Annotated in this window: 18 protein-coding genes, 1 tRNA gene and 1 pseudogene; 16 read left to right on the forward strand and 4 right to left on the reverse strand. The window is 59.8% G+C overall.

Annotated features, from left to right (window positions below):
- Window positions 1–153 precede the first annotated feature (153 nt).
- Window positions 154–240 (forward strand) — tRNA-Leu (locus P3M64_RS12075).
- 76 nt (window positions 241–316) lie between these two features.
- Here P3M64_RS12075 and P3M64_RS12080 read toward each other — a convergent pair.
- Both P3M64_RS12080 and P3M64_RS12085 read right to left on the reverse strand, forming a co-directional pair.
- Window positions 317–985 (reverse strand): DNA-3-methyladenine glycosylase I, encoded by a 669-nt coding sequence (locus tag P3M64_RS12080; RefSeq protein WP_132938468.1) that lies wholly within the window; start codon window positions 983–985, stop codon window positions 317–319.
- Between the two features lie 121 nt (window positions 986–1,106).
- Window positions 1,107–1,475, reverse strand: a complete 369-nt coding sequence (locus P3M64_RS12085) for a glutaredoxin family protein (RefSeq protein WP_132938467.1) — start codon at window positions 1,473–1,475, stop codon at window positions 1,107–1,109.
- Between the two features lie 305 nt (window positions 1,476–1,780).
- Between P3M64_RS12085 and P3M64_RS12090 the strand changes: the two genes are divergently transcribed.
- The 4 genes and pseudogenes from P3M64_RS12090 to serA all read left to right on the forward strand — a co-directional run bounded on the left by P3M64_RS12090 (window position 1,781) and on the right by serA (window position 8,889).
- Entirely contained in the window at window positions 1,781–3,682 is a 1,902-nt protein-coding gene (locus P3M64_RS12090) for an SLC13 family permease (protein ID WP_132938466.1), read from the forward strand.
- A 343-nt stretch (window positions 3,683–4,025) separates the two neighbouring features.
- Window positions 4,026–5,804 (forward strand): annotated as a pseudogene (locus P3M64_RS12095) (cache domain-containing protein); the annotation flags it as partial.
- A gap of 305 nt (window positions 5,805–6,109) precedes the next feature.
- Window positions 6,110–7,279 carry a phosphoserine transaminase gene (locus tag P3M64_RS12100; protein ID WP_132938464.1) on the forward strand — a complete coding sequence of 390 codons (1,170 nt, stop codon included), beginning with the start codon at window positions 6,110–6,112 and terminating at the stop codon, window positions 7,277–7,279.
- Between the two features lie 32 nt (window positions 7,280–7,311).
- Window positions 7,312–8,889, forward strand: a complete 1,578-nt coding sequence (gene serA / locus P3M64_RS12105; RefSeq protein WP_132938463.1) for a phosphoglycerate dehydrogenase — start codon at window positions 7,312–7,314, stop codon at window positions 8,887–8,889.
- A gap of 109 nt (window positions 8,890–8,998) precedes the next feature.
- Here serA and recQ read toward each other — a convergent pair whose 3' ends face one another.
- Window positions 8,999–10,798, reverse strand: coding sequence for a DNA helicase RecQ (gene recQ / locus P3M64_RS12110; protein WP_132938462.1), 1,800 nt, complete (start codon window positions 10,796–10,798; stop codon window positions 8,999–9,001).
- Window positions 10,799–11,244: 446 nt separating this feature from the next.
- On the opposite strand from recQ, the gene P3M64_RS12115 reads away from it, so the two are divergent.
- The 9 genes from P3M64_RS12115 (at window position 11,245) to P3M64_RS12155 (ending at window position 21,330) form a co-directional block, all read left to right on the forward strand.
- The gene (locus P3M64_RS12115; RefSeq protein ID WP_132938461.1) at window positions 11,245–11,724 is read left to right on the forward strand and encodes a 4Fe-4S dicluster domain-containing protein; all 480 of its coding nucleotides are present in this window, start codon (window positions 11,245–11,247) and stop codon (window positions 11,722–11,724) included.
- A gap of 12 nt (window positions 11,725–11,736) precedes the next feature.
- Window positions 11,737–13,584 (forward strand): aldehyde ferredoxin oxidoreductase family protein, encoded by a 1,848-nt coding sequence (locus tag P3M64_RS12120; RefSeq protein WP_132938460.1) that lies wholly within the window; start codon window positions 11,737–11,739, stop codon window positions 13,582–13,584.
- A 95-nt stretch (window positions 13,585–13,679) separates the two neighbouring features.
- Window positions 13,680–14,915, forward strand: coding sequence for an NAD(P)/FAD-dependent oxidoreductase (locus tag P3M64_RS12125; protein ID WP_132938459.1), 1,236 nt, complete (start codon window positions 13,680–13,682; stop codon window positions 14,913–14,915).
- 18 nt (window positions 14,916–14,933) lie between these two features.
- On the forward strand, window positions 14,934–15,185 hold the full coding sequence (locus P3M64_RS12130; protein ID WP_132938458.1) for a MoaD/ThiS family protein: 252 nt from the start codon (window positions 14,934–14,936) through the stop codon (window positions 15,183–15,185).
- Complete coding sequence (locus P3M64_RS12135) at window positions 15,182–15,472, forward strand: hypothetical protein (RefSeq protein WP_132938457.1); 291 nt, start codon at window positions 15,182–15,184, stop codon at window positions 15,470–15,472. The genes P3M64_RS12130 and P3M64_RS12135 overlap by 4 nt, the downstream gene beginning before the upstream one ends.
- 59 nt (window positions 15,473–15,531) lie before the next feature.
- On the forward strand, window positions 15,532–15,897 hold the full coding sequence (locus P3M64_RS12140) for a winged helix-turn-helix domain-containing protein (protein ID WP_207893121.1): 366 nt from the start codon (window positions 15,532–15,534) through the stop codon (window positions 15,895–15,897).
- A gap of 90 nt (window positions 15,898–15,987) precedes the next feature.
- Window positions 15,988–16,659: a histidine phosphotransferase family protein gene (locus P3M64_RS12145; RefSeq protein ID WP_132938455.1), complete on the forward strand. Its 672-nt coding sequence runs from the start codon at window positions 15,988–15,990 to the stop codon at window positions 16,657–16,659.
- A gap of 243 nt (window positions 16,660–16,902) precedes the next feature.
- Window positions 16,903–19,779 (forward strand): hybrid sensor histidine kinase/response regulator, encoded by a 2,877-nt coding sequence (locus P3M64_RS12150; RefSeq protein ID WP_132938454.1) that lies wholly within the window; start codon window positions 16,903–16,905, stop codon window positions 19,777–19,779.
- Window positions 19,780–20,175: 396 nt separating this feature from the next.
- Window positions 20,176–21,330: a protein-glutamate methylesterase/protein-glutamine glutaminase gene (locus P3M64_RS12155; protein ID WP_132938651.1), complete on the forward strand. Its 1,155-nt coding sequence runs from the start codon at window positions 20,176–20,178 to the stop codon at window positions 21,328–21,330.
- A gap of 105 nt (window positions 21,331–21,435) precedes the next feature.
- On the opposite strand, the gene ctrA is transcribed toward P3M64_RS12155, so the two are convergent.
- On the reverse strand, window positions 21,436–22,137 hold the full coding sequence (ctrA, locus tag P3M64_RS12160; protein WP_132938453.1) for a response regulator transcription factor CtrA: 702 nt from the start codon (window positions 22,135–22,137) through the stop codon (window positions 21,436–21,438).
- 236 nt (window positions 22,138–22,373) lie between these two features.
- On the opposite strand from ctrA, the gene fliI reads away from it, so the two are divergent.
- Both fliI and P3M64_RS12170 read left to right on the forward strand, forming a co-directional pair.
- A complete protein-coding gene (gene fliI / locus P3M64_RS12165; protein WP_132938452.1) occupies window positions 22,374–23,720 on the forward strand; it encodes a flagellar protein export ATPase FliI in 1,347 nt (448 codons plus the stop codon).
- 107 nt (window positions 23,721–23,827) lie between these two features.
- On the forward strand, window positions 23,828–24,244 hold the full coding sequence (locus tag P3M64_RS12170) for a flagellar FliJ family protein (protein WP_132938451.1): 417 nt from the start codon (window positions 23,828–23,830) through the stop codon (window positions 24,242–24,244).
- Window positions 24,245–24,357: the final 113 nt, after the last annotated feature.

A 24,357-nucleotide genomic window follows, 5' to 3' on the forward strand; every position in this document is an offset into this window, starting at 1 on the left:
CGGCGCAAGGTGCGCCAAGACAACGCCAAACCGTACCTCACCGTGAAAACGCGATGAAAATGCGTCGCGAGGCGAAATTGTCGCACGCCGTCGATTGGCGCTTGCCTCCGGGCGGGCCGTCGCGATAGGTTCAGCCCACCACCCCGGTTCAGTGCCCGCTTGGCGGAATTGGTAGACGCAACGGACTTAAAATCCGTTGTCCTTCGGGACGTGCCGGTTCGAGTCCGGCAGCGGGCACCAGAACCTTTGCGGCCATCGCGTTTTGTTCGCGGCGCGCGGCATGTTTTCACCATGCGTCGCCCGATCGCGGTCGCCCTCAGGCGATGGAAAAGGCGAGGGTTTGGCTGATTTGAATCAATGGGCGCGCACTTTCACGGCGCCATGTATCCAAGGCGGTTTGTAAGGCGGAGAAGTCTTTCGCCGAGTTGGGCGCTTTGGCGACGACGCCCTCGCGGGCGAGAGCCTTTAGGACGTCGGTGGAAAAAACCATCGTATCGACCCCCATGCGCCGGAGCATGATTTGTCCCGTTTTCCCGCCCATCCGCGACGCACCTTTTCGCAAGGCGCGCAGGTTGTCGCAGTACTCGGCGTTTCGCCAACCGGCGAAAAAGGCGCCGACGCTTCCGTGTTCACCTTCGAGGGTCAGCAGATAGCGCGCATTTTCGCCCACGGATTTCATTTTCGCCGCATTGGCGATTAGGCCTGGGGTGGCGAGCAAGGTGTCCAGATCCTCCTCGCTCATCATCGACCAGCGGTTGACGTCGAAGCCTTCGAAAACCTCTTCGAAACGAGGCCATTTGTTCTCGACCAGTTGCCAATTGAAGCCGACCTGAAAGATGGCCTTGGTCATCTCCGAGAGCCAGCGCTCGGCGGGCGTGGCTTCGATTTCTTCGGGCGGGCGTGGGGCGAGGAGCAGGCGCTCCAGTTCGTTCTCGCCTCCCTTTCGATTGGCCGCATCCTCGAAAATATCGCGAAACGGTCGCATGCATCTTCTCCCGTAACGTTAGGCGACTTTCCCATGGTGGGATGGACAAAACACGGCCCCCATGCCCGGGCGGCGTGGGCAAAAATGGGGCAAAAATGGGGAAAGACGGAGTGATGTGGCGTCAGGACAGTTTGAGCTCCGTCTTCAAAAAAGAAATAATATCATCGGATTCGTACAGCCATTTTACGTCGTTAGGGCCCTTCTCGATGCGCAGGCAGGGGACCTTGTGTCGTCCGCCTTCCCGGGTCAATTCAGCCTTGAACGTCGCATTGTTTTGGGCGTCTCTCAGCTCGATATTCAGGGCGTGTTTCCTGAGTTGTCGCCGGACTTTTACGCAAAACGGGCAGGCCTTGAATTGGTAAAGGGCCATGTTCGCCGTCAAGGCGTCGATCGCATCTTGCTCTCTTTTTTCTCGAACGACGGGCTTGGGTCCGGTCAGAAAATCCATCGCAAGGATGAGGCGACCTAATATCATCCGAATAAACTTCATAATTGTTTCCTATAAGCATGTCAATTAATCCCACTTTATACATTGCTTCGCGAGATATGGTAGAACCTTATGGGAGATCGCCGTGCGGACGAACATCCTATGGGCGCGATAATGGTTTGTTCTATCCCGCCCGTAAGCCTATGCGGACCGGGAAACGATGGCCGGAGTCGAAGGGGCGCCTAGGCGTGCGTTAGCGCGGGTCGTTTTTGTTTCCCGATGTGTTTGTTTCCCGATGTGATAATGTGCCCGGTGTGAGGGTCCGCGCGCGCGGGCGGGTAAACGACGCGACCGACGGAGGCGTGGATATGCATCAAGCAGTGGACCTTCACGCGGTGACATCCTTTCAGATGGCCATGACCTACGCCTTGATCGTCGGGGCGTTCGCCCTTTACGCCTGGGGCAAGGTGTCGATCGAGGTGGTGTCCCTCGGCGTGCTCAGTGCGGTATTGATCTTTTTTTATGTTTTCCCCGTGATCGGGGCGGACGGGCGTAACCTGCTGGGGCCCGAACGGTTGTTGTCCGGCTTCGCCAATCCGGCCTTGATTACCGTGCTGGCGCTTTTGGTGATCGGTCAGGGGATGGTGCGCACCGGGGTTCTCGATCAGGGGGCGCGAATAATTTTGGCGTGTTGCGGGGATTCTCCTCGGATCACGGTCGGCGTGGCGTTGCTTTGCGTGTTGGTGGTCAGCGCATTTTTGAACAACATTCCGGTGGTTGTGATCTTTATTCCGATCATGCAGGCGATCGCCGCTAAATTTTCGATTTCCTCCAGCAAGTTGATGATGCCGCTCAGTTTCGCTTCGATCCTGGGGGGGATGACGACGCTGATCGGGTCGGCCAGCAACCTGTTGGTCAACAGCGCCCTGATCGATATCGGCCAACGTCCCTTTGCTTTTTTCGATTTTACCGTGCCGGGGTTGGTCTTGGCGGCGGTCGGCATGGTCTTTCTTCTTACCGTGGCGCCCCGTCTGCTCCGTGCACGGGAAAACCTGACCAGCCAAATTCTCGACGGCGCGGGTCGGCAGTACATCGCGCAGATTACCGTGAGCCCCGATTCGAATCTGGTCGGCAAAAAAACCATTGGGGGGATATTCCCCGATCTGACCGACATGACCCTGCGGTTGGTTCAGCGCGGCGAGGAGGGCCTGTTGCCGCCTTTCGAGGATTACCAGGTTCGTCCCGGCGATGTTTTGGTGGTGGCCGCGACCCGTCAGGCGCTGAGCGACGCCCTGACCCATGACCCATCGCAGCTCTATCCCGACCTGACCCACACCCAGGCCCAGGGCGCCGCCGGGGACGAAACCAAAACCGAAACCGAGGATGAACGGCCTTGGCATCAAGGCGAACGGATGCTGGCCGAAGTCATGGTCGCCCCGGCGTCGCGCCTGATCGGCCAAACGTTGCCGCAAATCGGGTTTCGCTTTCAAACCCGGTGCATCGTGCTCGCGATACAGCGCCGTTCGCGCATGATCCGAAAGCGCCTGACCGATATCCGCTTGCAAGACGGGGACGTCCTTTTGCTGCAGGGCAGCCCCGCCGACATCGAAAAATTACGTACGAACCGCGATGTCGTCCTTTTGGAGTGGTTGGCCGCAGAGTTGCCTGCGGTTCACCATGCCCGGCGGGCGGCGTTCATCCTTTTGGGTGTCGTGCTCGCGGCGGCGACGGGGGTGGTGCCGATCGTTATCGCCGCGCTTGCCGGGGTGACCGCGATGCTCGCCAGTGGCGTATTGAATTTACGTCAAGCCGGGCGTGCGATCGACAGCAAAATCCTGACCATGATCCCGCTCGCCCTGGCGTTGGGCGCGGCGCTGAATGCCACGGGCGGGGCGATATGGCTGGTGAAACAGTTGACCCAGGCCCTGGGCGGCGCACCGCCGGTGGTTATTTTGTCGTTATTTTTTCTTGTTATGGTCGTCCTCACCAACGTGATCAGTTCGAAAGCGATGGCGGTTCTCTTCACGCCGATCGCTGTCGATATGGCGCTCGCCACGGGTAGCCCCGTCGAGGCCTTCGCCGTCGCGGTGGTTTTGGCCGCCAATTGTTCGTTTGCGTCCCCCATAGGCTATCAGACCAATCTGCTTGTGATGGGGCCGGGACATTACCGGTTTTCCGATTTTGCGCGCGTGGGCGTCCCGGTGATTGTGGTTGTCTGGTTGGCGTTCAGCGTGTTCGTGCCCTGGTATTACGGGATGATGTTTCCGTAGATTGTGAATTTATGCCCATGCCCCGCGTTTAATTTCGCCGTGTCTCCCGGAGTTTATATTTTTCCGCTGGTAAAGCGGTGCCCTCTTCCCACCTAAAGGGGGACGCTGCCTCAGGGAAGTTATTTAAGCAAAAACGGGTGATGCCATGATCAAGAAAAGCATAATGAACCTGCCTATCGGAACCAGGGTGGGGGGGACGTTCGCCGTCGTCATGGCGCTTCTCGTCGCCATTGCCAGTCCCTTAATGCTGACGTCGATCGACAAAGTGATTTCTCAGGCGGAATACCGTGAGTTAAAAAGTTATTACGAAAACATGATGGCCAAGCTTCAGTCCGAATCGTATCGGGCGCGGTCGCTCAGCGAATTCGTGGCGAACATGCCCGCCGCGCAAAAGGCCTTTTCCGAAAAGGATCGCGGCGCTTTAATGGCTTTGTTCGGCCCCTCTTTCGATCGTTTGAAAAAGCAGTACGGGGTACGCCAATTCCAGTTTCACACGCCGCCGGCGACGTCCTTCCTGCGCGTTCACAAGCCGGAAAAATTTGGCGATGATCTTTCCTCGTTCCGCAAGACCGTGGTGCAGACGAACGCGACCAAGGAGGGAACCTCCGGGTTGGAAAAAGGTGTCGCGGGGATCGGTATTCGCGGACTTTCTCCCGTGTTCGAAAAGGGCGACCAGGTGGGGTCCGTCGAATTCGGACTCTCCTTCGGCGCGCCGTTCCTGGCCAGCTTCAAGAAGCAGTACGGGGTCGATGTCTCGGTGATGGTGCCCGATAAGAACGCCTTCAACCCTTTGGCGACAACCCTTGAAAAGGGGTCGATGTCTTCCGCCGCGCAGCTCGACGCGGCGATGAAAGGCAAGGCGTTTTCCCATTCGGGAAAGCTGAACGGGACGCCGGTCGCCGTTTATCTGGGCAGTGTGAAGGATTTTTCGGGTAACCCGATCGCAGTCGCCGAATTGGTGATGGATGTCAGTTATTACGCCAACGCCCTGACGATGGCCCGCTATGCGATTGGCGGCGTGACCATCGTCGCCGTTCTTATTTCGATCGGCTTTATCTGGTTCGTTCGCGCCACGGTCGCCAACCCGTTGCGCGAAATGACGGGGGCCATGCGCGGCCTGGCGGAGGGGCAGACCGATATCACGATCCCGACGGCGGACCAGAAAGATGAAATCGGCGACATGGCCGGCGCGCTCGCGGTGTTCAAGGCCAACGCCATAGAGCGCGAGCGCATCGCCGAGGCGCAGCGCAAGGAGGAAGAGAAAAAGCACCAGCGGCAAGAGAAAATAGAACGTCTGACCGATACCTTCGATAAAACGTCTTCCGAACTTGTGGACAAGGTGACCCGGGCGGTCGGTTCGCTGGGTGAATTTTCGCAAACCATGAGTACGCTTGCCGACGACACCAGCCAGCGCAGCAACGCGGTGGCCGCGGCCACCGAGGAAGCCTCGGCCAATGTGCAGACGGTGGCGGCGGCGGCGGAGGAATTGACCGCGTCGATCCAGGAAATTCGCACGCAAGTCCATAAATCCGCCGAAATGTCGGATAAGGCCGCCGAACGGGCGCAGGAAACGATAGAAATCGTTCGTTCCCTGGCCGGGGCGACGGAGCGTATCGGTGAAGTCATCAACCTGATTAACGACATCGCCGATCAAACCAACCTGTTGGCGCTCAACGCCACTATCGAGGCGGCCAGGGCCGGCGAGGCGGGCAAGGGTTTCGCCGTTGTCGCGGGCGAGGTGAAAAATCTCGCCAACCAGACGGCGAAGGCGACCGAAGAAATCAGCACCCAGATTCGCGGCGTGCAGGATCAAACGCAAAATTCGGTTGACGCCATGGGTGAAATTTCCGGAGTAATTGTCGAGTTGAGCCAGGTTGTGGGCGACATTAATCACGCCATGGGCCAGCAAAATGAAGCAACCAACGAGATCGCTAATAATATTAATCAGGCGGCGGCGGGCACCAAGGAAGTCACCACCAATATTTCAAGTGTTTCCGCCGCCGCGGTGGAAACCCGTGGCGCAGCGGGCCAGGTCTCCGAATCGGCTCAGGACCTGATGGCGGAAACCGACACCCTAAGCCGTCATATTCAGGGATTTTTGCGCGACGTAAAAAACGCCTGATGCCGTCATAACGCGGCCTCCGAAATCTCCGAGGCCCGTTTTTCCACCGTCCCGCCCGGTTCCTTGAGCCGGGCGGGATTTTTTTTGGGATTTCTCTTGTGCGGCGCACCATGGCTGCGTATAAGGGCTGTGGGCCACGGTCCCCCAACGGACCGCGACCCTTCTGCCGAACGGCGAAGGGCGACATCTGATACGCTGGCTGGGTTTGCCTCCACCGGTGAATACGCGGGGACCTCGTGGTCCTTTTCGTTTTGTATCTTTTGCTCCACTCCCTTCGCCTTGCGCCACAAGAAGGGAGTTTTTTTATGACCACCGTTCCCCAGCCGGACACCCGTCCGGCACGCCCCGAATTTTCCTCAGGTCCCTGCGCCAAACGTCCCGGTTGGACGGTTGACGTGTTGAAGGACGCCGCCGTCGGGCGTTCGCATCGCTCGAAAATCGGCAAGGCCAAACTGGCCGAGGTGATCGATCGCACCCGTGCCGTTCTCGGGGTGCCCGACGATTATAAAATTGGTATCGTCCCGGCGTCCGACACCGGCGCCGTGGAAATGGCGTTGTGGTCGCTGCTGGGCGAACGCGGCGTCGATATGCTGGTGTGGGAAAGCTTCGGCGCCGGATGGGCGACGGACATCACCAAACAGCTAAAGCTCGACGACGTCCGCGTGATGAAGGCCGATTACGGGAATATTCCCGATTTGGGCCAAGTCGATTTCGCCCGTGACGTGGTGTTCGCCTGGAACGGCACCACTTCGGGCGTCAAGGCGCCGGACGGCGCCTGGATCAAGGATGATCGCCAAGGCCTCACGATCTGCGACGCCACCTCGGCGGTGTTCGCCATGGATATGCCGTGGGCGAAGCTCGATGTCGTCACTTATTCATGGCAAAAAGTCATGGGTGGAGAGGGACAGCATGGAATTTTAATTCTAAGCCCGCGCGCCGTCGAGCGACTGGAAAATTACACCCCGGCGTGGCCGTTGCCGAAGATTTTTCGCCTGACCAAGGGCGGTAAGTTGATCGAGGGTATTTTTCGCGGCGAGACCATCAACACGCCGTCGATGATTGCGGTTGAAGACGCCCTGGACGGCCTGAAATGGGCCGAACAATTGGGCGGCTTGGCGGCGTTGAAAAAACGCAGCGAAGATAACCTCGCCGTCCTCGACGCGTGGGTGACGAAAACCGGCTGGGTCGAATTTTTGGCCAAGGATCCGGCGATCCGCTCCAATACCTCGGTCTGCCTGAGCGTCGCCGACCCCGACTTCCAAAACCTCGACGCCGACGCCCAGACCAAGACGGTCAAGCGCATGGCCGCGCTTCTTGAGGCCGAGGGCGTCGCCTTGGATATCGGCGGTTATCGCGATGCGCCGGCGGGCCTGCGCATCTGGTGCGGATCGACCGTCGATAGCGCCGATCTGAAGGCGCTGACGCCTTGGCTCGACTGGGCCTACGCCACCGCCAAAAATGAACAGAACGCTTAAAACACCGCGCCCCGCGCGAACGGAGAACAGTTATGCCCAAAGTCCTTATTTCCGATAAAATGAGCCCCCGCGCCGCCGAGGTTTTCAAGGCCCGTGGCGTCGAGGTCGATGTCAAACCCGGGATGACGCCGGATGAACTGAAAGCGTGCATCGGTCAGTACGACGGCCTCGCCGTGCGTTCGGCGACCAAGGCCACCGCCGAGATCATCGCCGCCGCCGACAACCTGAAGGTCATCGGCCGCGCCGGTATCGGTGTCGATAACATCGATATCAAGGCCGCCACCGCCAAGGGAATCGTGGTCATGAACACGCCCTTCGGCAACTCGATCACGACGGCCGAACACGCCATTTCCATGATGATGGCGCTGGCCCGCCAGTTGCCTTTGGCCAACGCTTCCACCCAAGCCGGAAAGTGGGAAAAATCCCGCTTCATGGGCGTCGAATTGATGGGCAAGACCTTTGCGCTGATCGGCTGCGGCAATATCGGCGCGGCGGCGGCCGACCGCGCCCAGGGCCTGAAGATGAAAGTGATCGCCTACGACCCCTATCTGTCGCCCGAGCGGGCCAAGGATCTGGGCGTGGAAAAGGTGGAACTGGACGACTTGTTCGCCCGCGCCGATTTCATCAGCCTGCACACCCCGTTGACCGACGCGACCCGGGGCATCATCAACGCCGAGGCCTTCGCCAAGATGAAGGACGGCGTGCGCGTCATCAACTGCGCGCGTGGCGGTCTGGTCGATGAAGCGGCGCTGAAAGTCGCCATTGAAAGCGGCAAGGTGGCGGGCGCGGCGCTCGACGTCTTCGAGGTCGAGCCGGCGAAGGAAAATCCTCTGTTCGGGATGGAACAGATCGTCGCCACCCCGCACCTCGGCGCATCGACCACCGAGGCCCAGGTCAACGTCGCCGTTCAGGTCGCCGAACAGCTTTCGGACTATCTGCTTACCGGCGCCGTCGTCAACGCGCTGAACATGCCGTCGGTCAGCGCCGAGGAAGCGCCCAAACTGCGTCCCTACATGAAGTTGGCGGAACAACTGGGCTCGTTCGCCGGGCAGTTGACGCAAACCGGGATCAAATCGGTGAGCATCGAATACGAAGGCCAGGCCGCCGAGCTGAACACCAAACCGCTGACGGCGATCGTCCTTCAGGGCGTGCTTTCCCCGCAGTTGGAAGCGGTCAACATGGTCAGCGCGCCCGCGATCGCCAAGGAGCGCGATATCGACGTCAGCGAAATCAAGCATGAACGCCCGGGTGCGTATCAGACCTTGATCAAGCTGACCTTGACCACCGAGACCCAGACTCGCAGCGTTTCGGGGACTTTGTTCAATGGACAAAATCCGCGCCTGGTCGAAATCAAGGGGATTCCGATCGACGCCAAGTTGGGCACGCATATGCTGTACATCACCAACAAGGACGAGCCGGGCTTCATCGGCAAATTGGGCACCGCCTTGGGGGCGGAGAAGGCGAATATCGCGACGTTCAATCTGGGCCGCGCCGAGGCGGGCGGCGACGCCATCGCCCTGATCGAGGTCGATAGCGCCGTCAGCGACGCGTTTATCGAAAACTTGCGCGCCATGCCCGAGGTCGTTCAAGCCTTGCATCTGACGTTCTAATTCGACGACAGGACACGAAGAGCCTCGCCGCGAAGCCCCCCGCCGAACATTCCGGCGGGGGGCTTCGTCGTTTTTCGTCTGGCCTTGTCGTGGATCGTCCAGCGATGAATTATTCGGCGTGTGCGATTTCGCCCAGGAAAGTGGCGGCGAAATCGCGCACCTTGGAGACTCCGACACCGTGGATGCGGGAAAAGGCGTCGATATCGGTGGGTTTTTTCCGCGCCATTTCGGCCAGGGTGCGGTCGGTGAAAACGGCGTAGGCGGGCACCCCCCGTTCGTGCGCCAGTTCGCGGCGCAAGCTTTTCAAGGCGTCGAACAAGGCGCGCTCCTCGTCGTTCAGGTCGGCGAGGACGCCGGATGTTTTGCCGTTTGTCTTGCGGTTTTGCGCCGTGATGCCGTGGCGCTCGACGCGGCACTGGAATATTTCCGTTCCGGCCATCAGGTCGCGTCCCTTAGAAGTGATCGCGAGCCCACCGTACCCGGCGACGTCGAGGCGCAAAAATCCCGCGCCGGTCATCTGACGAAGGATCGAACGCCAGCGCTCCTTCGGGGTTTCGGCGCCTGCGCCGTAGGCCGCCAGGGCATGGTGGCCGGCGGATGTGATCTTCTGCGTTTTCGCCCCGCGCACGATGTCGATGATGTGGGCCGCGCCGTAGATTTGCCCGCTTTGTTCGACCGCGCCAAGGGCGATGCGCGCGCTGTCGCTGGCGTCGTGCAGTTCCGGCGGGTTCAGGCACATGTCGCAATTGCCGCACGGCGCCGTGGTTTCTCCGAAGTAGGCAAGTAGCGTCTGACGGCGGCAACCCGGTGTTTCGCAATACCCGATCAAGGCGTCGAGACGTTTGTGTTCGCGCTGTTTATGGTCGTCCGCGGTGTTTTCCTGTTCGATAAACATGCGCCGCATGCGCACGTCGTCCAAACCGTAAATCATATGCGCCGTCGCCGCCTCCCCGTCGCGTCCGGCGCGCCCGATTTCCTGGTAGTAGGCCTCGACGCTGCCCGGCATATCGGTGTGCGCGACGAAACGCACGTCGGGTTTGTCGATTCCCATGCCAAAGGCGATGGTGGCGACGATGATGACGCCGGGCGCATCCATGAAGATTTTTTGATGATGGGTCCGTTCGGCGGCATCCATCCCGGCGTGGTAGGGCAGGGCGCGATAGCCGTTTTCGCACAAAAGGCGCGCCGTTTTTTCGGTCTTGTCCCGCGACAGGCAATAGACGATTCCGCTTTCGCCGGGATGGGCGCGCACGATATCCAGCAATTGGCGGTTGCGCTCGGTGCGCGCGTCCACGGCGAGATGAATGTTGGGACGGTCGAACCCGGAAACGAAGACTTTTCCGGCGCCGGCGAACAATTTATCGACGATGTCGCGCTGGGTCGCCGCGTCGGCGGTCGCGGTTAGGGCGGCGATGGGAACACCGAGGAACAGCTCGCCAAGGCGGGTCAGGCTTTCATATTCGGGGCGGAACGACGGTCCCCAACGCGACAGGCAATGGGCCTCGTCAATGGCGATCAGGCGCACGGGCAGGCGCTGCAACGCGGCGATCATGCGCGCGGTCATCAATCGTTCCGGGGCCAGGTACAGCAGGCGAGTTTGGCCGCTTGCGACCCGCCGCCAGGCGGCGACGTTGCTATCTCGGCTCCGCGACGAATTGATGGTTTCGGCCTCGACCCCCGCCAGCTTTAGCGCCGCGACCTGATCTTCCATCAGCGCCACCAGCGGCGAAACCACGATGGTCAACCCGCCCAAGACCAGGGCCGGAATCTGAAAACACATGGATTTTCCCGCCCCCGTGGGCATCACCGCCAGAACATGCGCGCCGTCCAATATGGCTTGAATAATGTCGTGCTGGCCGGGGCGAAACCGGTCGTATCCGAAGACGTTTTTTAAAGCGGCGAGGGGCATGAGGTCCTATGGATGGAAAGACGGTTGAACGAGGCCGGCAAGCAAGTGGAGCATACGCCCACTGCCGCCGTTCGATCGGCGGCGGCGCGGCTCATCATCGTTATTATCGCCCGGCGATGCAATCGTTGGAGCGGCTTTTTCTTTCGTCGCCACCGCCACGGCCTCGCGTGAGGCGAATTTGAGGGGTAAAAGTTCCTTGCAACACGCGCTATTGTGAGTCGTAATATCAGATCAAGTCCGGCGTCGAGATCGGGCGATCTTGGAGGTTGTATCCGCCGTTGGCGCACCGACGGAACGAAGGTGGCTCCGTCTGTTTTTCGCGCTTTAGACGGCCTTATGACCGGGAATTGCGCATCGGCCGTTCGGCCCCGTGCGTTTGGGTTCGTCGTGCGTTCGGGTTCGTCGTGCGTTCGGGTTCGTGGTGATCGGCGATTTGGGAGGACATTATGCAAAAGGCGTTGTTGCTGGATTCGGAAAAATGCACCGGATGCCTGCAGTGCGAGATCGCTTGTTCGTTCGAAAACGAGGGCGTTTTCAATCCGTCGAAGTCCCGTATTCGGGTCTTCAATTTTCACGACGAGGGGCGTTTCGTTCCCTACACCTGCACCCAGTGCGACGAGGCGTGGTGCCGCTCGGCGTGTCCGGTGGGGGCAATTTCGCTGAACGGCGCGACCGGGGCCAAGGAAGTCGCCGAGGCGCTGTGCGTCGGTTGCAAGGTGTGCACCATCGCCTGCCCCTTCGGCACCGTCAATTACAACCAGGCGACGGGTAAGGTCGTCAAGTGCGACCTGTGCGGCGGCGATCCCGCCTGCGCCAAGGCGTGTCCGACGCAGGCGATCGTTTATGTCGATGCCGATGCGACGGGGCTGGAAAAAATGCGGGTTTGGGCGGCGAAAACGGATGCCGGCAATCGGGCGACGGCGTAAGGGAGAAAAATCATGGCTTGGGCGCGGAAAATTCTTCGGGTCAATCTGACGAAGGGAACCTGTGAAAGCGAACCTTTGAACATGGAATGGGCGCAAAAATATCTCGGCCAGCGCGGCCTGGGGACGAAATACCTGGTCGAGGAAACCGATCCCAAGGTCGATCCCCTGGCGCCGGAAAACAAGATGATCATGGCGACCGGGCCGTTGACCGGAACCGCGGCCTCCACGGCGGGGCGCTATTCGGTGATCACCAAGGGGGCGCTGACCGGGGCCATCGCGTGTTCCAACGCCGGCGGTTTTTTCGGCAACGAGCTCAAGAACGCGGGCTTCGACATGATCATTTTCGAAGGAAAATCACCCAAGCCCGTCTATCTTTTATTGGAAGACGACAACGCCCGCCTGCTCGACGCCGCCGCGTTTTGGGGCAAATCGGTGTGGGACACCGAGGAGGGCATCAAGGCGAAGCACCAGGACCCGCAGCTGCGCGTCGCCTCGATCGGGGTGGCGGGGGAAACCGGTTGCAAATACGCCGCCATCGTCAACGACATGCACCGCGCCGCCGGTCGCTCGGGGGTCGGCGCGGTGATGGGATCGAAAAACCTGAAAGCGGTCGCCGTGCGCGGCACCCAGGGCGTTAAAATCGATAATGTCGAGGCCTTCATGGCCGCGGTTAACGCGGGCAAGGCGGTGCTCGCCGGCAATGCGGTGACCGGCGAGGGGTTGCCCGCTTACGGCACTCAGGTGCTGATGAACGTGATCAACGAGACCGGCGCCCTGCCGACGCGCAATCACCGCGATGTGCAGTTCGAAGGGGCGGCGAAAATTTCGGCGGAAGCCATGGTCGAACCGCGGCGTTCCGACGGTAAGCCCAACTTGGTGCGCAACGCCGCGTGTTTTGGCTGCACCATCGCCTGCGGGCGGATATCGACCATCGACCGCACGCATTACACGGTCGCCGATCGACCACAATACCACGGCGCGTCGGGTGGTCTCGAATACGAGGCGGCGTGGGCGTTGGGCGCGGCGACCGGGGTATCCGATCTGGACGCGCTGACCTTCGCCAATTTCATCTGCAACGAGCAGGGAATGGACCCGATTTCCCTGGGCGCGACCATCGGCGCGGCGATGGAGCTGTTCGACATGGGCGTGATTACTTCCAAGGAAACCGGGGGCGTCGCGTTGACCTTCGGCAATACCCAGGCCTTTACCACGATCGTCGAGTTGACCGCCCGGGGCGAGGGCTTCGGCGCCGATATCGCGCTGGGCTCGAAAAGGATGTGTGAAAAATACGGTCACGGCGAATTGTCGATGTCGGTCAAGGGCCAGGAATTCCCGGCCTATGACTCGCGAGGCATTCAGGGTATGGGGTTGACCTACGCCACCTCCAACCGCGGCGCTTGTCATTTGCGCAGTTATACCGTGGCGTCGGAAATTTTGGGCGTGCCGGAAAAAACCGACCCGTTGTCCTCCGACGGCAAGGCGGGGCTGGTGATGGCGTTTCAGGACGCCACGGCGGTGGTCGATTCGGTGGGGTTGTGCGTGTTCACCACGTTCGCCTGGTCGCTCGATGATATCGCGCCGCAGATCGACGCCGCCTGCGAGGGCGATTGGTCGGTGGAAAACCTGCTCAAGGCCGGAGAGAGAATCTGGACCTTGGAGCGCCAGTACAATTTGGCCGCCGGTTTCACCGGAAAGGACGACACCCTGCCCAAAAGACTACTCAAGGACGCCGCCAAGACCGGCCCCGCCAAGGGCAAGGTCAACCGGCTCGACGTTATGCTGCCCGAGTACTATCAACTGCGCGGTTGGACCCCGAACGGCGTGCCGACCAACGAGACGCTGTCGCGCATCCAGTTGTAATGCCGCGCGTTCCACTCGGGCTCGCCCGCGCCTGCGCCTGGGGAACGGGAAAGCGCGGACCCGGGGAGATAAGGTCATGAGCAGGGGATGAAAAAATGAACTATGTCATCGTCGGCGCCGGTCCGGCCGGAGTGATCGCGGCGGAGACCCTGCGCAAGCACGATCCCGAGGGAAATATCGTTCTGATCGGTGACGAAGGGGGCGTCCCCTATTCGCGGATGGCGATTCCCTATTTTTTGATCGGGAAAATTCCTCAAAGCGGCATGCACTTGCGCCCCGACGACGATCATTATCGGCGGCTGGGGATTCGTGTCGTTTCCGGGCGCGTCGCCGCCCTGGATATGGAAGCCTCGCGGGTCACCTTGGAGGGAGGGGAAAATCTGCCCTTCGACAGATTGCTGCTGGCGACCGGTTCGCGCGCGGCCAACCCGCCGATTGCAGGGCTGGACCTTCCCGGCGTCGAACATTGTTGGACCGCCGGGGACGCTGACGCCATCGCGCGGCGGGCGCACAAGGGCGCGCGGGTGGTGCTGATCGGGGCGGGGTTCATCGGTTGCATCATTCTAGAGGCCTTGGCCCTGCGCGGGGTCGATCTGACGGTGATCGAGGCGGCCGACCGAATGGTTCCCCTGATGACCACCGAAACCGCGGGGGGCCTGATCAAGACGTGGTGCGAGCGCCGAGGCGTCGCCGTGTTGACGCGGACCCAAGTGGGCGAGATTACACGGGACGGCGCGGGCCTGTCGGTCCATCTTGATAAGGGCGCGCCGATTTCCGCCGATTTGGTGGTGGTCGCCACCGGGGTGCGCGCGAATATGGACTTTCTCGCCGGCAGCGCCGTCGCCACGGATGTGGGCATCATCGTGAACGACCACCTACAAACCAACATTTCCGGAATTTACGCCGCCGGCGACGTCGCCCAGGGGCCGGATTTTTCAGGTGGGGACCGGGTCCATCCAATTCAGCCGACGGCGGTCGAGCATGGCCGGATCGCGGCCCTCAACATGGTCGGCAAGGATGTGCGCTATCAAGGTAGCTTGATGATGAACGTGCTCGACACCCTGGGGTTGGTTTCCGTGTCGTCGGGCAATTGGAAGGGTGGCCCCGGCCTTGACGTTGGCGAGCGGATCGACGAAGAGGATTTTCGCTATATACGCTTGGTCTTCGATGACGATGTGCTGGTCGGCGCCCTGTCGTTGGGGCGCACCGATAGGGTCGGCGTCCTGCGCGGCCTGATTCAGACAAAAACCCCGCTGGGTCCATGGAAGGAACGCCTGATCGCCGACCCGACCCGGATCGATGCGGCCTATGTCGCGCGTAGTCACGTCTGACGCGCCCGGAGACGTTTCGTGAAAATCACCGTCAAGCTGTACGCCGGCCTCGCCAAGCATTTACCCGCCGGGGCGCGGGAGAACGCCGTGGAAATGGATATAGACGCCGGCGCGACGCCGGGCGATGTCATCGCCCTGTTGGGGGCGCCCGCCCAGCATTGCCATCTGGTGCTGGTCAATGGCATTTTCCGAACCCCGCAGGAGCGGGCGACCGTGGCTCTGGAACCGGGCGACGTTCTTGCGATCTGGCCGCCGGTCGCGGGCGGATGACGGTCGTCGTCGAACGCGAGATGGGATTTGATCGCGACGATTTCGTGCGCGTTCTCCCCAAGGGGTTGCGCCATGACCGCTTCGTAATTGACGGTGACGTTGTCCGCGTCAATGCCTCGGCGGGACGGCGTCTCACCATTTATTTGAACGAAAAACCTCCACGCCGGATCGCCTTGTTGCGCATTCCGGTTCTTGGCGTGCGCTTCGAATTCGAAGGATACGCCGAAGATGAGGCGCGCACCCTGCTCGCCACTTTTGATAAGCATGTACATCGCGGCGGAGGGTAATATGATGGGTGCACGCCCAACGACCCCAATGAAATCGATGAATAATGAACAGAGAGGCCATGACCAGCAAAAAACGTCATAAGCCGCGCATCCGCATTCTGATCGGTCAGGTCACGGCGCTGGGGCCGGGCAAGGTGGATTTACTGGACGCCATCGAAAAAACCGGCTCCATTTCCGCCGCGGCGCGGACCATGGGGATGTCGTATCGGCGCGCCTGGGTTCTGGTCGATACCATGAACAAAAGCTTCGTGCGCGAACTTGTGCTTACCGCCACCGGCGGCAAGGGCGGCGGCGGGGCGCAGGTCAGCGACCTGGGCCGCGACGTGCTACGGCGCTATCGGGAAATGGAAAAAAAGGCCGCTCGCTCGGTCGCGGCGCAGGCCCTCGATTTCGCCACCTTGTTGCGCAATCCTCAACAGGATTGACCTTTTCGGCGGTTTCCATCGATGCGGAAGGTCGCGTATAAGAGGCCATCGCGCGGCGACTGCCACGCCCGGCGGAATTGAGGAGAAAACATGCAAATCGACGACCGGATCGCGCAATTGCTGTGTTCGCGCCTGTGTCACGATCTCGCCGGCCCGGCGGGGGCGGTCAACACGGGAATGGAGCTTATCGGCGAAGCCGAAAATCCGATATCGCCCGAAAATGCGCAGACGATGGATTTTGTTATGCACAGCGCCCGTCAGGTGACCGATCGTCTCGCCTTTTATCGTCTCGCCTTTGGTTTCGCGGGACGTGGCGGTGCGCCGCGCGTGGCGGTCGCCGACGCGTGTCGTTTGATCGAAAGCTTTATCGACCGGTCGCGTATCGACGTGCGTTGGGATTGTCCGGACGGGGATTTGACGTCGGATCAGATTCGCATGGTGTTTACGATGATATTGATGGCCTTGGGTTGCCTGCCGCGAGGCGGGCGGTTGCTGTGTGGATTTGGAACGATCGAGGACGGTTTCGGCGTCGCGATGACCGCATCGGGGGAAGGCGCGCGCCTTAGCGACGACGATCGGGCGGCCTTGGACATGAACGTTCCCGTCGATCGCCTAAGCGCACGCAACGTGCACGTGCGCTGGGGAGCGCTTGTGGCGGCGAATATGGGAGGGGCGATCGAAATTGACGGCCCCGCAGAGGGCGCGTTCCTCGCAAAAGAAAACGCAGAGGTGCGTTTGGCCGTTCTCCTGATCGGATCCTGAGCGCGTGTGTACTATGTCGTAGGGGCGGGTGTGGGCTCAGGAAAAACTTGAAAATAGAAGACGTTGATGCTTTTTTGAGGTAGCTTCTCGATATCTCAGTAGAATATTCTCGACATGTGATTTGGAGTGCCTATTTAGTTCTTGTGAGTGTTTTTTTAGCGCTCCGTCGGTTATCCGTAAATGCGGGATGATTGCGCTAGGCGCCCCGTGTATCGGGACCCCTTGTATGCTGGAGTTCGCACAATGGATGATTTGTTAAGCGAGTTTATTACGGAAACCTCCGAAAGCCTGACGGAGGTCGATCTTAAACTTGTTGAATTTGAAAAAAATCCCCACGATAAGGAAATTATCGGACACATTTTTCGCCTTGTTCACACGGTGAAGGGGACGTGCGGATTCCTTGGCTTACCCCGCCTCGAGTCGGTTGCGCACGCCGGCGAAAACGTAATGGACAAGTTCAGGGACGGTGCGTTGGACGTAACGCCGACAGCGGTTTCCCTAGTGCTTAAGTGTATCGATAAAATTCGCGAACTGTTGGAGCGCCTGGAAGAATCCGGCGAGGAGCCCGAGGGTGACGATAGCGAATTGATCGCCGAGTTGAACGCCTTGGCTTCGGGGAAGGCCGCAGCGGCCCCGGAACCTGCCCCGCAAGCCCCCGCGCCGTCGGCGGCGGACACGGGGAGTGGTCCGGTGACCAGCGACGAAGGCTTCCCCATTGCCGCCGAACTGATGGCGGAGTACGAGGAGGCCGTCGCCGGTAATGCGACGCCCGATGGCCCGATGACCAGCGATGAGGGCTTTCCCATAGCCGCCGAACTGATGGCGGAATATGAAGAAGCCGTCGCCGGCGGGAAAAAGACCGACGGCGGCCCGGTGACCAGCGACGAAGGTTTCCCGATCGCCGCCGAGCTGATGGCCGAGTACGAAGAAGCCGTCGCCGGCGCCGCCTCCGCCCCAGCCCCCGCCGCGCCTGCGCCCGTCGAAGCCGCGCCGGCGACCCCGGCGCCCGCCCCCAAGGTGCCCGCAAAAACGGAAGAAGAAAAAGCGCCGGTGAAAAAAGCCGATGGCGGCGGTGTGGCCGCGGCGTCGATTCGCGTCAACGTCGAGGTCCTGGAAGACCTGATGACGATGGTCTCCGAAATGGTGTTGACGCGCAATCAGCTCTTGCAGATGGTGCGTTCGTACGAAGATAGCGAATTTACCGTTCCGATCCAGCGTCTTAGCCATATTACGACCGACCTGCAAGAAGGTGTGATGAAAACGCGCATGCAGCCGATCGGCAATGCGTGGGCCAAATTGCCGCGCATCGTGCGCGACCTTGCGATCGAAACGCATAAGAAAATAGATCTGCAGATGATCGGCGCGGAAACCGAACTTGATCGGCAAGTTCTGGACCTGATCAAGGATCCGCTCACCCACATGGTCCGCAATTCCGCCGATCATGGGCTGGAGGTGCCCGACGACCGCGCCATGGTCGGGAAACCCGAGATGGGGACGATTACCCTCAACGCCTATCACGAGGGCGGGCACATCATTATCGAAATCAGCGATGATGGTCGGGGCCTCAACATGGATCGCATTCGTAAGAAATGTCTTGAGAATGGCTTGGCCAGCGAGGCCGAACTGGATGCGATGTCGACCTCGCAAATTCAGCAATTCATATTCAAGGCTGGTTTTTCCACGGCTGAAAAAGTGACCAGTGTTTCCGGGCGTGGCGTCGGCATGGATGTCGTGCGCACCAACATCGAAAAAATCGGCGGAACGGTCGAATTGAAATCGGTCGAGGGGAAGGGATCGACTTTCCTTATTAAAATCCCCCTGACCTTGGCGATCGTATCGGCCTTGATCGTGGAAAGTCACGGCGAAAAGTTCGCCATTCCACAAATCAGCGTCCTTGAACTGGTGCGCGCTTCGAGCCGTTCGGAATACATGATCGAGGTGATCAACGAGAGTCCGGTCTTGCGATTGCGTAATCGGTTGCTGCCGTTGGTTAATCTTGGCAATCTCCTACACCTTCAGGAAACCGAAGTCGATCGTATCGGCGACGAAATGTTTATCGTCGTCACCCAGGTTGGCACCTATACATTCGGAATTATTGTCGATCGGGTCTTCGATACCGAGGAAATCGTGGTCAAGCCGGTCGCGCCGATTTTGCGCAATATTCCCTTTTATTCGGGCAATACGATCTTGGGTGACGGCGCCGTGATCATGATCATAGATCCTAACGGCATTGCCGCGTCAACGGGGCAAGCCGGCGGCCATGCCGAGCATCCCGACGCGACCAAGGAGGTTATCGGCCATGACAGCGACGAAAAATCGACGATGCTGATTTTCCGCGCCGGCGGGGACGAGCTGAAAGCGGTTCCGTTGGCTCTTGTCGCTCGCCTGGAAGAAATCAACATGTCCAATGTCGAAAAGTCTCATGACGAACATGTCGTGCAGTACCGTGGTCAGTTGATGCCGCTCATTCCCTTCGATCCCGCTCATGTATGGAAAACCGAAGGCCGTCAGCCGGTCTTGGTGTTTTCGGACAACGAACGGTCGATGGGGTTGGTGGTCGATGACATTGTCGATATCGTCGAAGATCGCCTGAAAGTCGAAATTTCGGCTTCACAGCCGGACATTATCGGTTCGGCGGTGATCGCCGGAAGGGCGACCGATGTTATCGACGCCGGATATTTTCTGACGAGGGCATTCTCCGACTGGTTCGGCGGCTCGGACGAACACGGCACCAAGGGGCGGGGAACGCTTCGCGCCCTATTGGTCGATGACAGCCCGTTTTTCCGCAACCTCCTGGCGCCGATCCTATCCGTTGCGGGCTATGACGTCACGACCGTTCCCGGCGCCGGGGACGCCTTGCGCTTGCGCGATAACGGGTCGGAATTCGATGTCATCATCAGCGATATCGAAATGCCCGACATGGATGGCTTCGAATTCGCAAAGGCGGTACGTGCGGATGTACGCTGGGGAGACGTGCCGATGGTGGCCCTGTCCTCACGCGCCAGCCCGGAAGATTTCGAAAAGGGTCGGGATGTCGGGTTTAACGATTACGTCGCGAAATCCGACCGTGACGAGTTGATCCGCAGTTTGGCGTCAACGGTTGCCGGCGTCGCCGGTTAACCGGCGGGGCGACGGCGAATAAGGGCTGCGCCGCGCGGCGAAAAGAAAGGGTGAGTGATCGCAAGGCTTCGGTGTTTTCTTGACTTGACGTAGGTTCTAGGTTGGAAATCGTTTGAAATGCGTGGTATCGACTCCAGTGGAAATTTCCTGCGCCCCGAAAATTACGATCGGGTCCTATCAGGAGGGGGCTTCTTTCCACGACGCTATCGGTCCGTCCGGCGGCTTGGTCGTTCGTATCGAGGTTCCTTACGTTAATAATAAGATCGCCGGCTGCTTGTTGACACAGCACCTTTTTTGTAGCACACGTTCCAGTAGTGTCGGCTTGGCGTTTATCAAGAAAGAAGATTGTTTTTGTTGGATAGTGAACAAGTGAAAACAGAAGATCCGATACGCGTGATGGTGGTTGATGATTCCGCCGTTATCCGCGGGTTGATGACGCGCATGCTCGAAGAAGACCCGGACATCCGGGTCACGGCCTCGGTGGGGAACGGGGAACTCGCGATCAAGAGCCTGAGCAGGGATATCGTCGATGTTATCATTTTGGACATCGAAATGCCCGTTATGGACGGCTTGACCGCCCTGCCTAAGTTGCTTGAAATCGACCGCGATATCAAAATCATCATGGCCTCGACACTGACCATGCGCAACGCCGAAATTAGCATCCGCGCACTCAGCGCCGGGGCGACCGAATATATCCCCAAACCGTCTTCGTCGCGCGATATTGGAGGCTCTAGCGACTTCAAGCGCGAGTTGGTCAGTAAAATCAAAAGTCTTGGCGATCTTCGTCGTCAGCGGGTGGGGCGCGCTCCGGCGAAACCCTCCGCCCCAGGCCATGCGCCGGCGTCGCCGGGCGCCCGTCCGGGCGCGACCCCGGTGGCCCCGGCGACCCCGGCGCGGCCCAGGCCCGCTGCGGGCGGGTGGCACAAGGCGACCCAGGACGAGGTTGTCCTACGCAAGGCCGGGACCAGCAAGCCGGATATTCTGGCGGTGGGGAGTTCCACCGGCGGGCCGCAGGCCTTGTTTGAGTTTTTCAAGAATTTGGATAAAACCCTTAAGTTACCGATTGTCATTACGCAGCATATGCCGGCGACGTTCACGACGATCTTGGCCGAACATATTACCCGCATGTCAGGGTGGCCCTGTAGCGAAGCGAAGAACGGCGACGTGCTCACGCCGGGCCATATTCTTCTTGCGCCGGGCGACTATCACATGACCGTCGTCAACAAGGGACCCCAGCGGGTGATCGCGATCAATCAAGATCCGCCCGAGAATTTTTGTCGGCCGGCCGTTGATCCGATGCTGCGCAGTTTGGTTCAGGTTTACGGGCCGCGCATCCTGACCGTTATCCTAACGGGTATGGGCAACGATGGCGAAAAAGGCTCGACGATTGTGGTCGAAAAGGGCGGTACCGTGATCGCTCAGGACGAGAAAACCAGCGTCGTTTGGGGCATGCCGGGCGCGGTGGCGTCCGCCGGTCTGTGTAGCGCCGTCCTGCCGGTCAAGGAATTGGCCCAATACGTCGGCCGGTTTGTGTCCCGCACGTCGGGGTGACGGTGGGGTGGGGTGACGGTGGGGTGACGGTTTTTTTCGCGGCCGGCCAACCTCGCGCGGCTAAAAAACGGCGTTTTTTCTGTTTTTTTTAGGACGTTGTGGCGCTTAGGCTTCTTTGGGCTGGCTTTCTTCGTTCGGGTCGCGCAGGACGTATCCGCGCCCCCAGACGGTCTCGATGTAATTTTCCCCGCCCGTGGCGTCAGACAGCTTTTTGCGCAATTTACAGATGAAGACGTCGATAATCTTCAATTCCGGTTCGTCCATGCCGCCGTACAGGTGATTGAGGAACATTTCCTTAGTCAGCGTGGTTCCCTTGCGCAAGGACAGCAGCTCTAAAATGCCATACTCCTTACCGGTCAGATGTATGGGGGTCTGGTCGATTTCGACCGCGTTGGCGTCCAAGTTGACGCTTAACCGGCCGGTCTTGATAATTGACTGCGAATGGCCCTGGGAACGGCGCACGATGGCCTGGATGCGCGCCAGCAGTTCGGCCTTGTCGAAGGGCTTGGTCAGGTAATCGTCGGCGCCGCTGCCCAGGCCCTGGACCTTTTGTTCGGCCTCGCCGAGGCCGGAGAGAATCAGCACCGGCGTGGTGACGCGGGCGTCGCGCAATCGGCGCAGCACCTCAAGGCCATTGATGTCGGGTAGCATCAGGTCGAGAACAATGATGTCGTAATCGTACAGCTTGCCGATTTCGAGCCCATCTTCGCCAAGGTCGGTCGAATCGACGACCATCCCGGCGGATTTGACCATGAGTTCGATGCTTTTTGCCGTCGCGGGATCGTCTTCGACTAACAGGATGCGCATAAAATCGAACCCCCTAAAGGCTCATAACATACCGATCGTTAACCATAAGTGCCGGGACGCGATCATTCAAGTTTTCCCATGAGGGCGTCAAACACTTTTTTGCGTGACCGCCAAAGCCGGCCTGTTTATGCAGATAGGATGGCGACGTCGATTTACAAATTATAAAGGCGCGCCGTGGCATTGTGAAAACTCGGTTTGTCGCGGCGAACCGGGCTTCCCCGAGGGAAAGGAGCGTCGTGAGTATTTTCGTCAATAACATTATCAGCGAAGTGGACCATCTGCCCGAGGTGCTCGTCTATGGTCAGGTCACCTCCGTGGTCGGCATGATGGTCGAGGCGGGCGGCGTTCAGGGGAGCTTTTCGATCGGGGATCACTGCCATATTCTCGCTCGTGGGGCGCGCCGAATCGCCTGCGAGGTCGTGGGGTTTCGCCATGGGCGGGCGCTGCTGATGCCGTTTGGTCCCCTCGACGGCGTTTCGCTGGGCTGTCGGGTCGAAATTGGCGCCACCGAATTGACGATCAATCCCGCCGAGGGCTGGTTAGGGCGGGTCGTCAATGCCTTTGGCGAGCCGATCGACGGAAAGGGGCCATTGTCCCTTGGGCGCCAAACCTATCCGATCCACAATTCGCCGCCCCCGGCGCACAAGCGCCAACGGGTTGGCGGCAAGGTCGATCTGGGCGTGCGTGCGATGAATGCCTTCCTGACCTGCTGTGAAGGCCAGCGGATGGGGATTTTCGCGGGTTCCGGGGTCGGCAAATCGACCCTGCTGTCAATGATGGCGCGCCACACCAGCGCTGAGGTCAGCGTCATCGGCCTGGTCGGCGAGCGTGGTCGTGAAGCCCGCGAATTCATCGAAGACGATCTGGGTGAAGAAGGCTTGGCGCGCAGCGTCGTCGTTGTGGCGACCTCCGACGAGCCGCCTCTGGTGCGCCGACAAGCAGCGTATACCACGCTGGCGGTCGCCGAAAGTTTTCGCGATCGCGGTCGCGCCGTTCTGTGTTTGATGGACAGCGTTACCCGCTTCGCCATGGCGCAACGCGAGATCAGTCTGTCTGTCGGCGAACCCCCTGCGACGAAGGGCTACACGCCGTCGGTGTTCGCCGAACTGCCGCGCCTGCTGGAGCGTGCGGGGCCGGGTGTCGAGGGCAGCGGCAGCATCACCGGACTGTTCACGGTCTTGGTTGAAGGCGACGACCACAACGAGCCGGTTTCGGACGCCGTGCGCGGCATTTTGGATGGCCATGTCGTGCTTGATCGGGCGATCGCCGAGCGGGGGCGGTATCCTGCGATCAACATTTTGCGCAGCGTCTCCAGAACCATGCCCGATTGCAACAGTGAGGAGGAAAATGTCCTCGTCGCGCGGGCCAGACGCTTGATGTCCACTTATGAGGACATGGCCGAACTGATTCGCCTGGGGGCATACCGCAGGGGAACCGATACAGCGGTTGACGAAGCCATTTTTTATCACGACCCGCTTGAGGAATTTTTATCCCAAAGAAAAGACGATCAGACCGATTTGTTAAGCGGATATCAAAGATTGGCGGAGATACTGAACATACAAAGCAGCGACGCCGAGATATAAGAGCGACACGTAACGTGAAGATGGGGCGTCGCTATCGTCAAATTCTCGCTAAATGTTGAGAATCGGTTAAACCTACGACTTGGAAGGGTAGGCGATTGAGTGCGCGGTTGGATAACCTGATACGCTTGGGTGAATGGAACGTTGACGAGAAGCGCCGTCAGCTGTCGGACTTGCTCAAGTTGATGGCGGATTTGGAGCGCCGGGTCCGCGAATTGGATGACGAAGTCGAGCGCGAAAAATTCGCCGCCCGTTCGAAACCCTCCGAAAGTGGTATGTATTACGGAAGCTATATCAAGGCGGCGTTGAAGCGCCGGGAAAATCTGATGGATTCCTTGGAACAAATGGATCCCGTGGTTACCGCCGCGCGCGACGAACTGGCCGACGCCTTTCAGGATTTGAAAAAGGTCGAGATTACGCAGCGCAACCGAGACCAGCGTGAGGCGCGCGAACGCGACCGCCGCGAACAAGCCTTTCTCGACGAACTGGGCCAAGAAAGCCACCGTCGGCGCCAACGCGCCGGTTGATTTCGAGCGCGGGTGTTACCGAGCGATCGACAAACCGATGTCGTAGTTGGAGCCGGAGCCGGTGTCGGCTCGGATATGATTGGAGCCGGTATCGGCTCGGATATGATTGGAGC

It is taken from the genome of Varunaivibrio sulfuroxidans, from assembly GCF_029318635.1.
GTDB classification, from domain to species: domain Bacteria; phylum Pseudomonadota; class Alphaproteobacteria; order Rhodospirillales; family Magnetovibrionaceae; genus Varunaivibrio; species Varunaivibrio sulfuroxidans.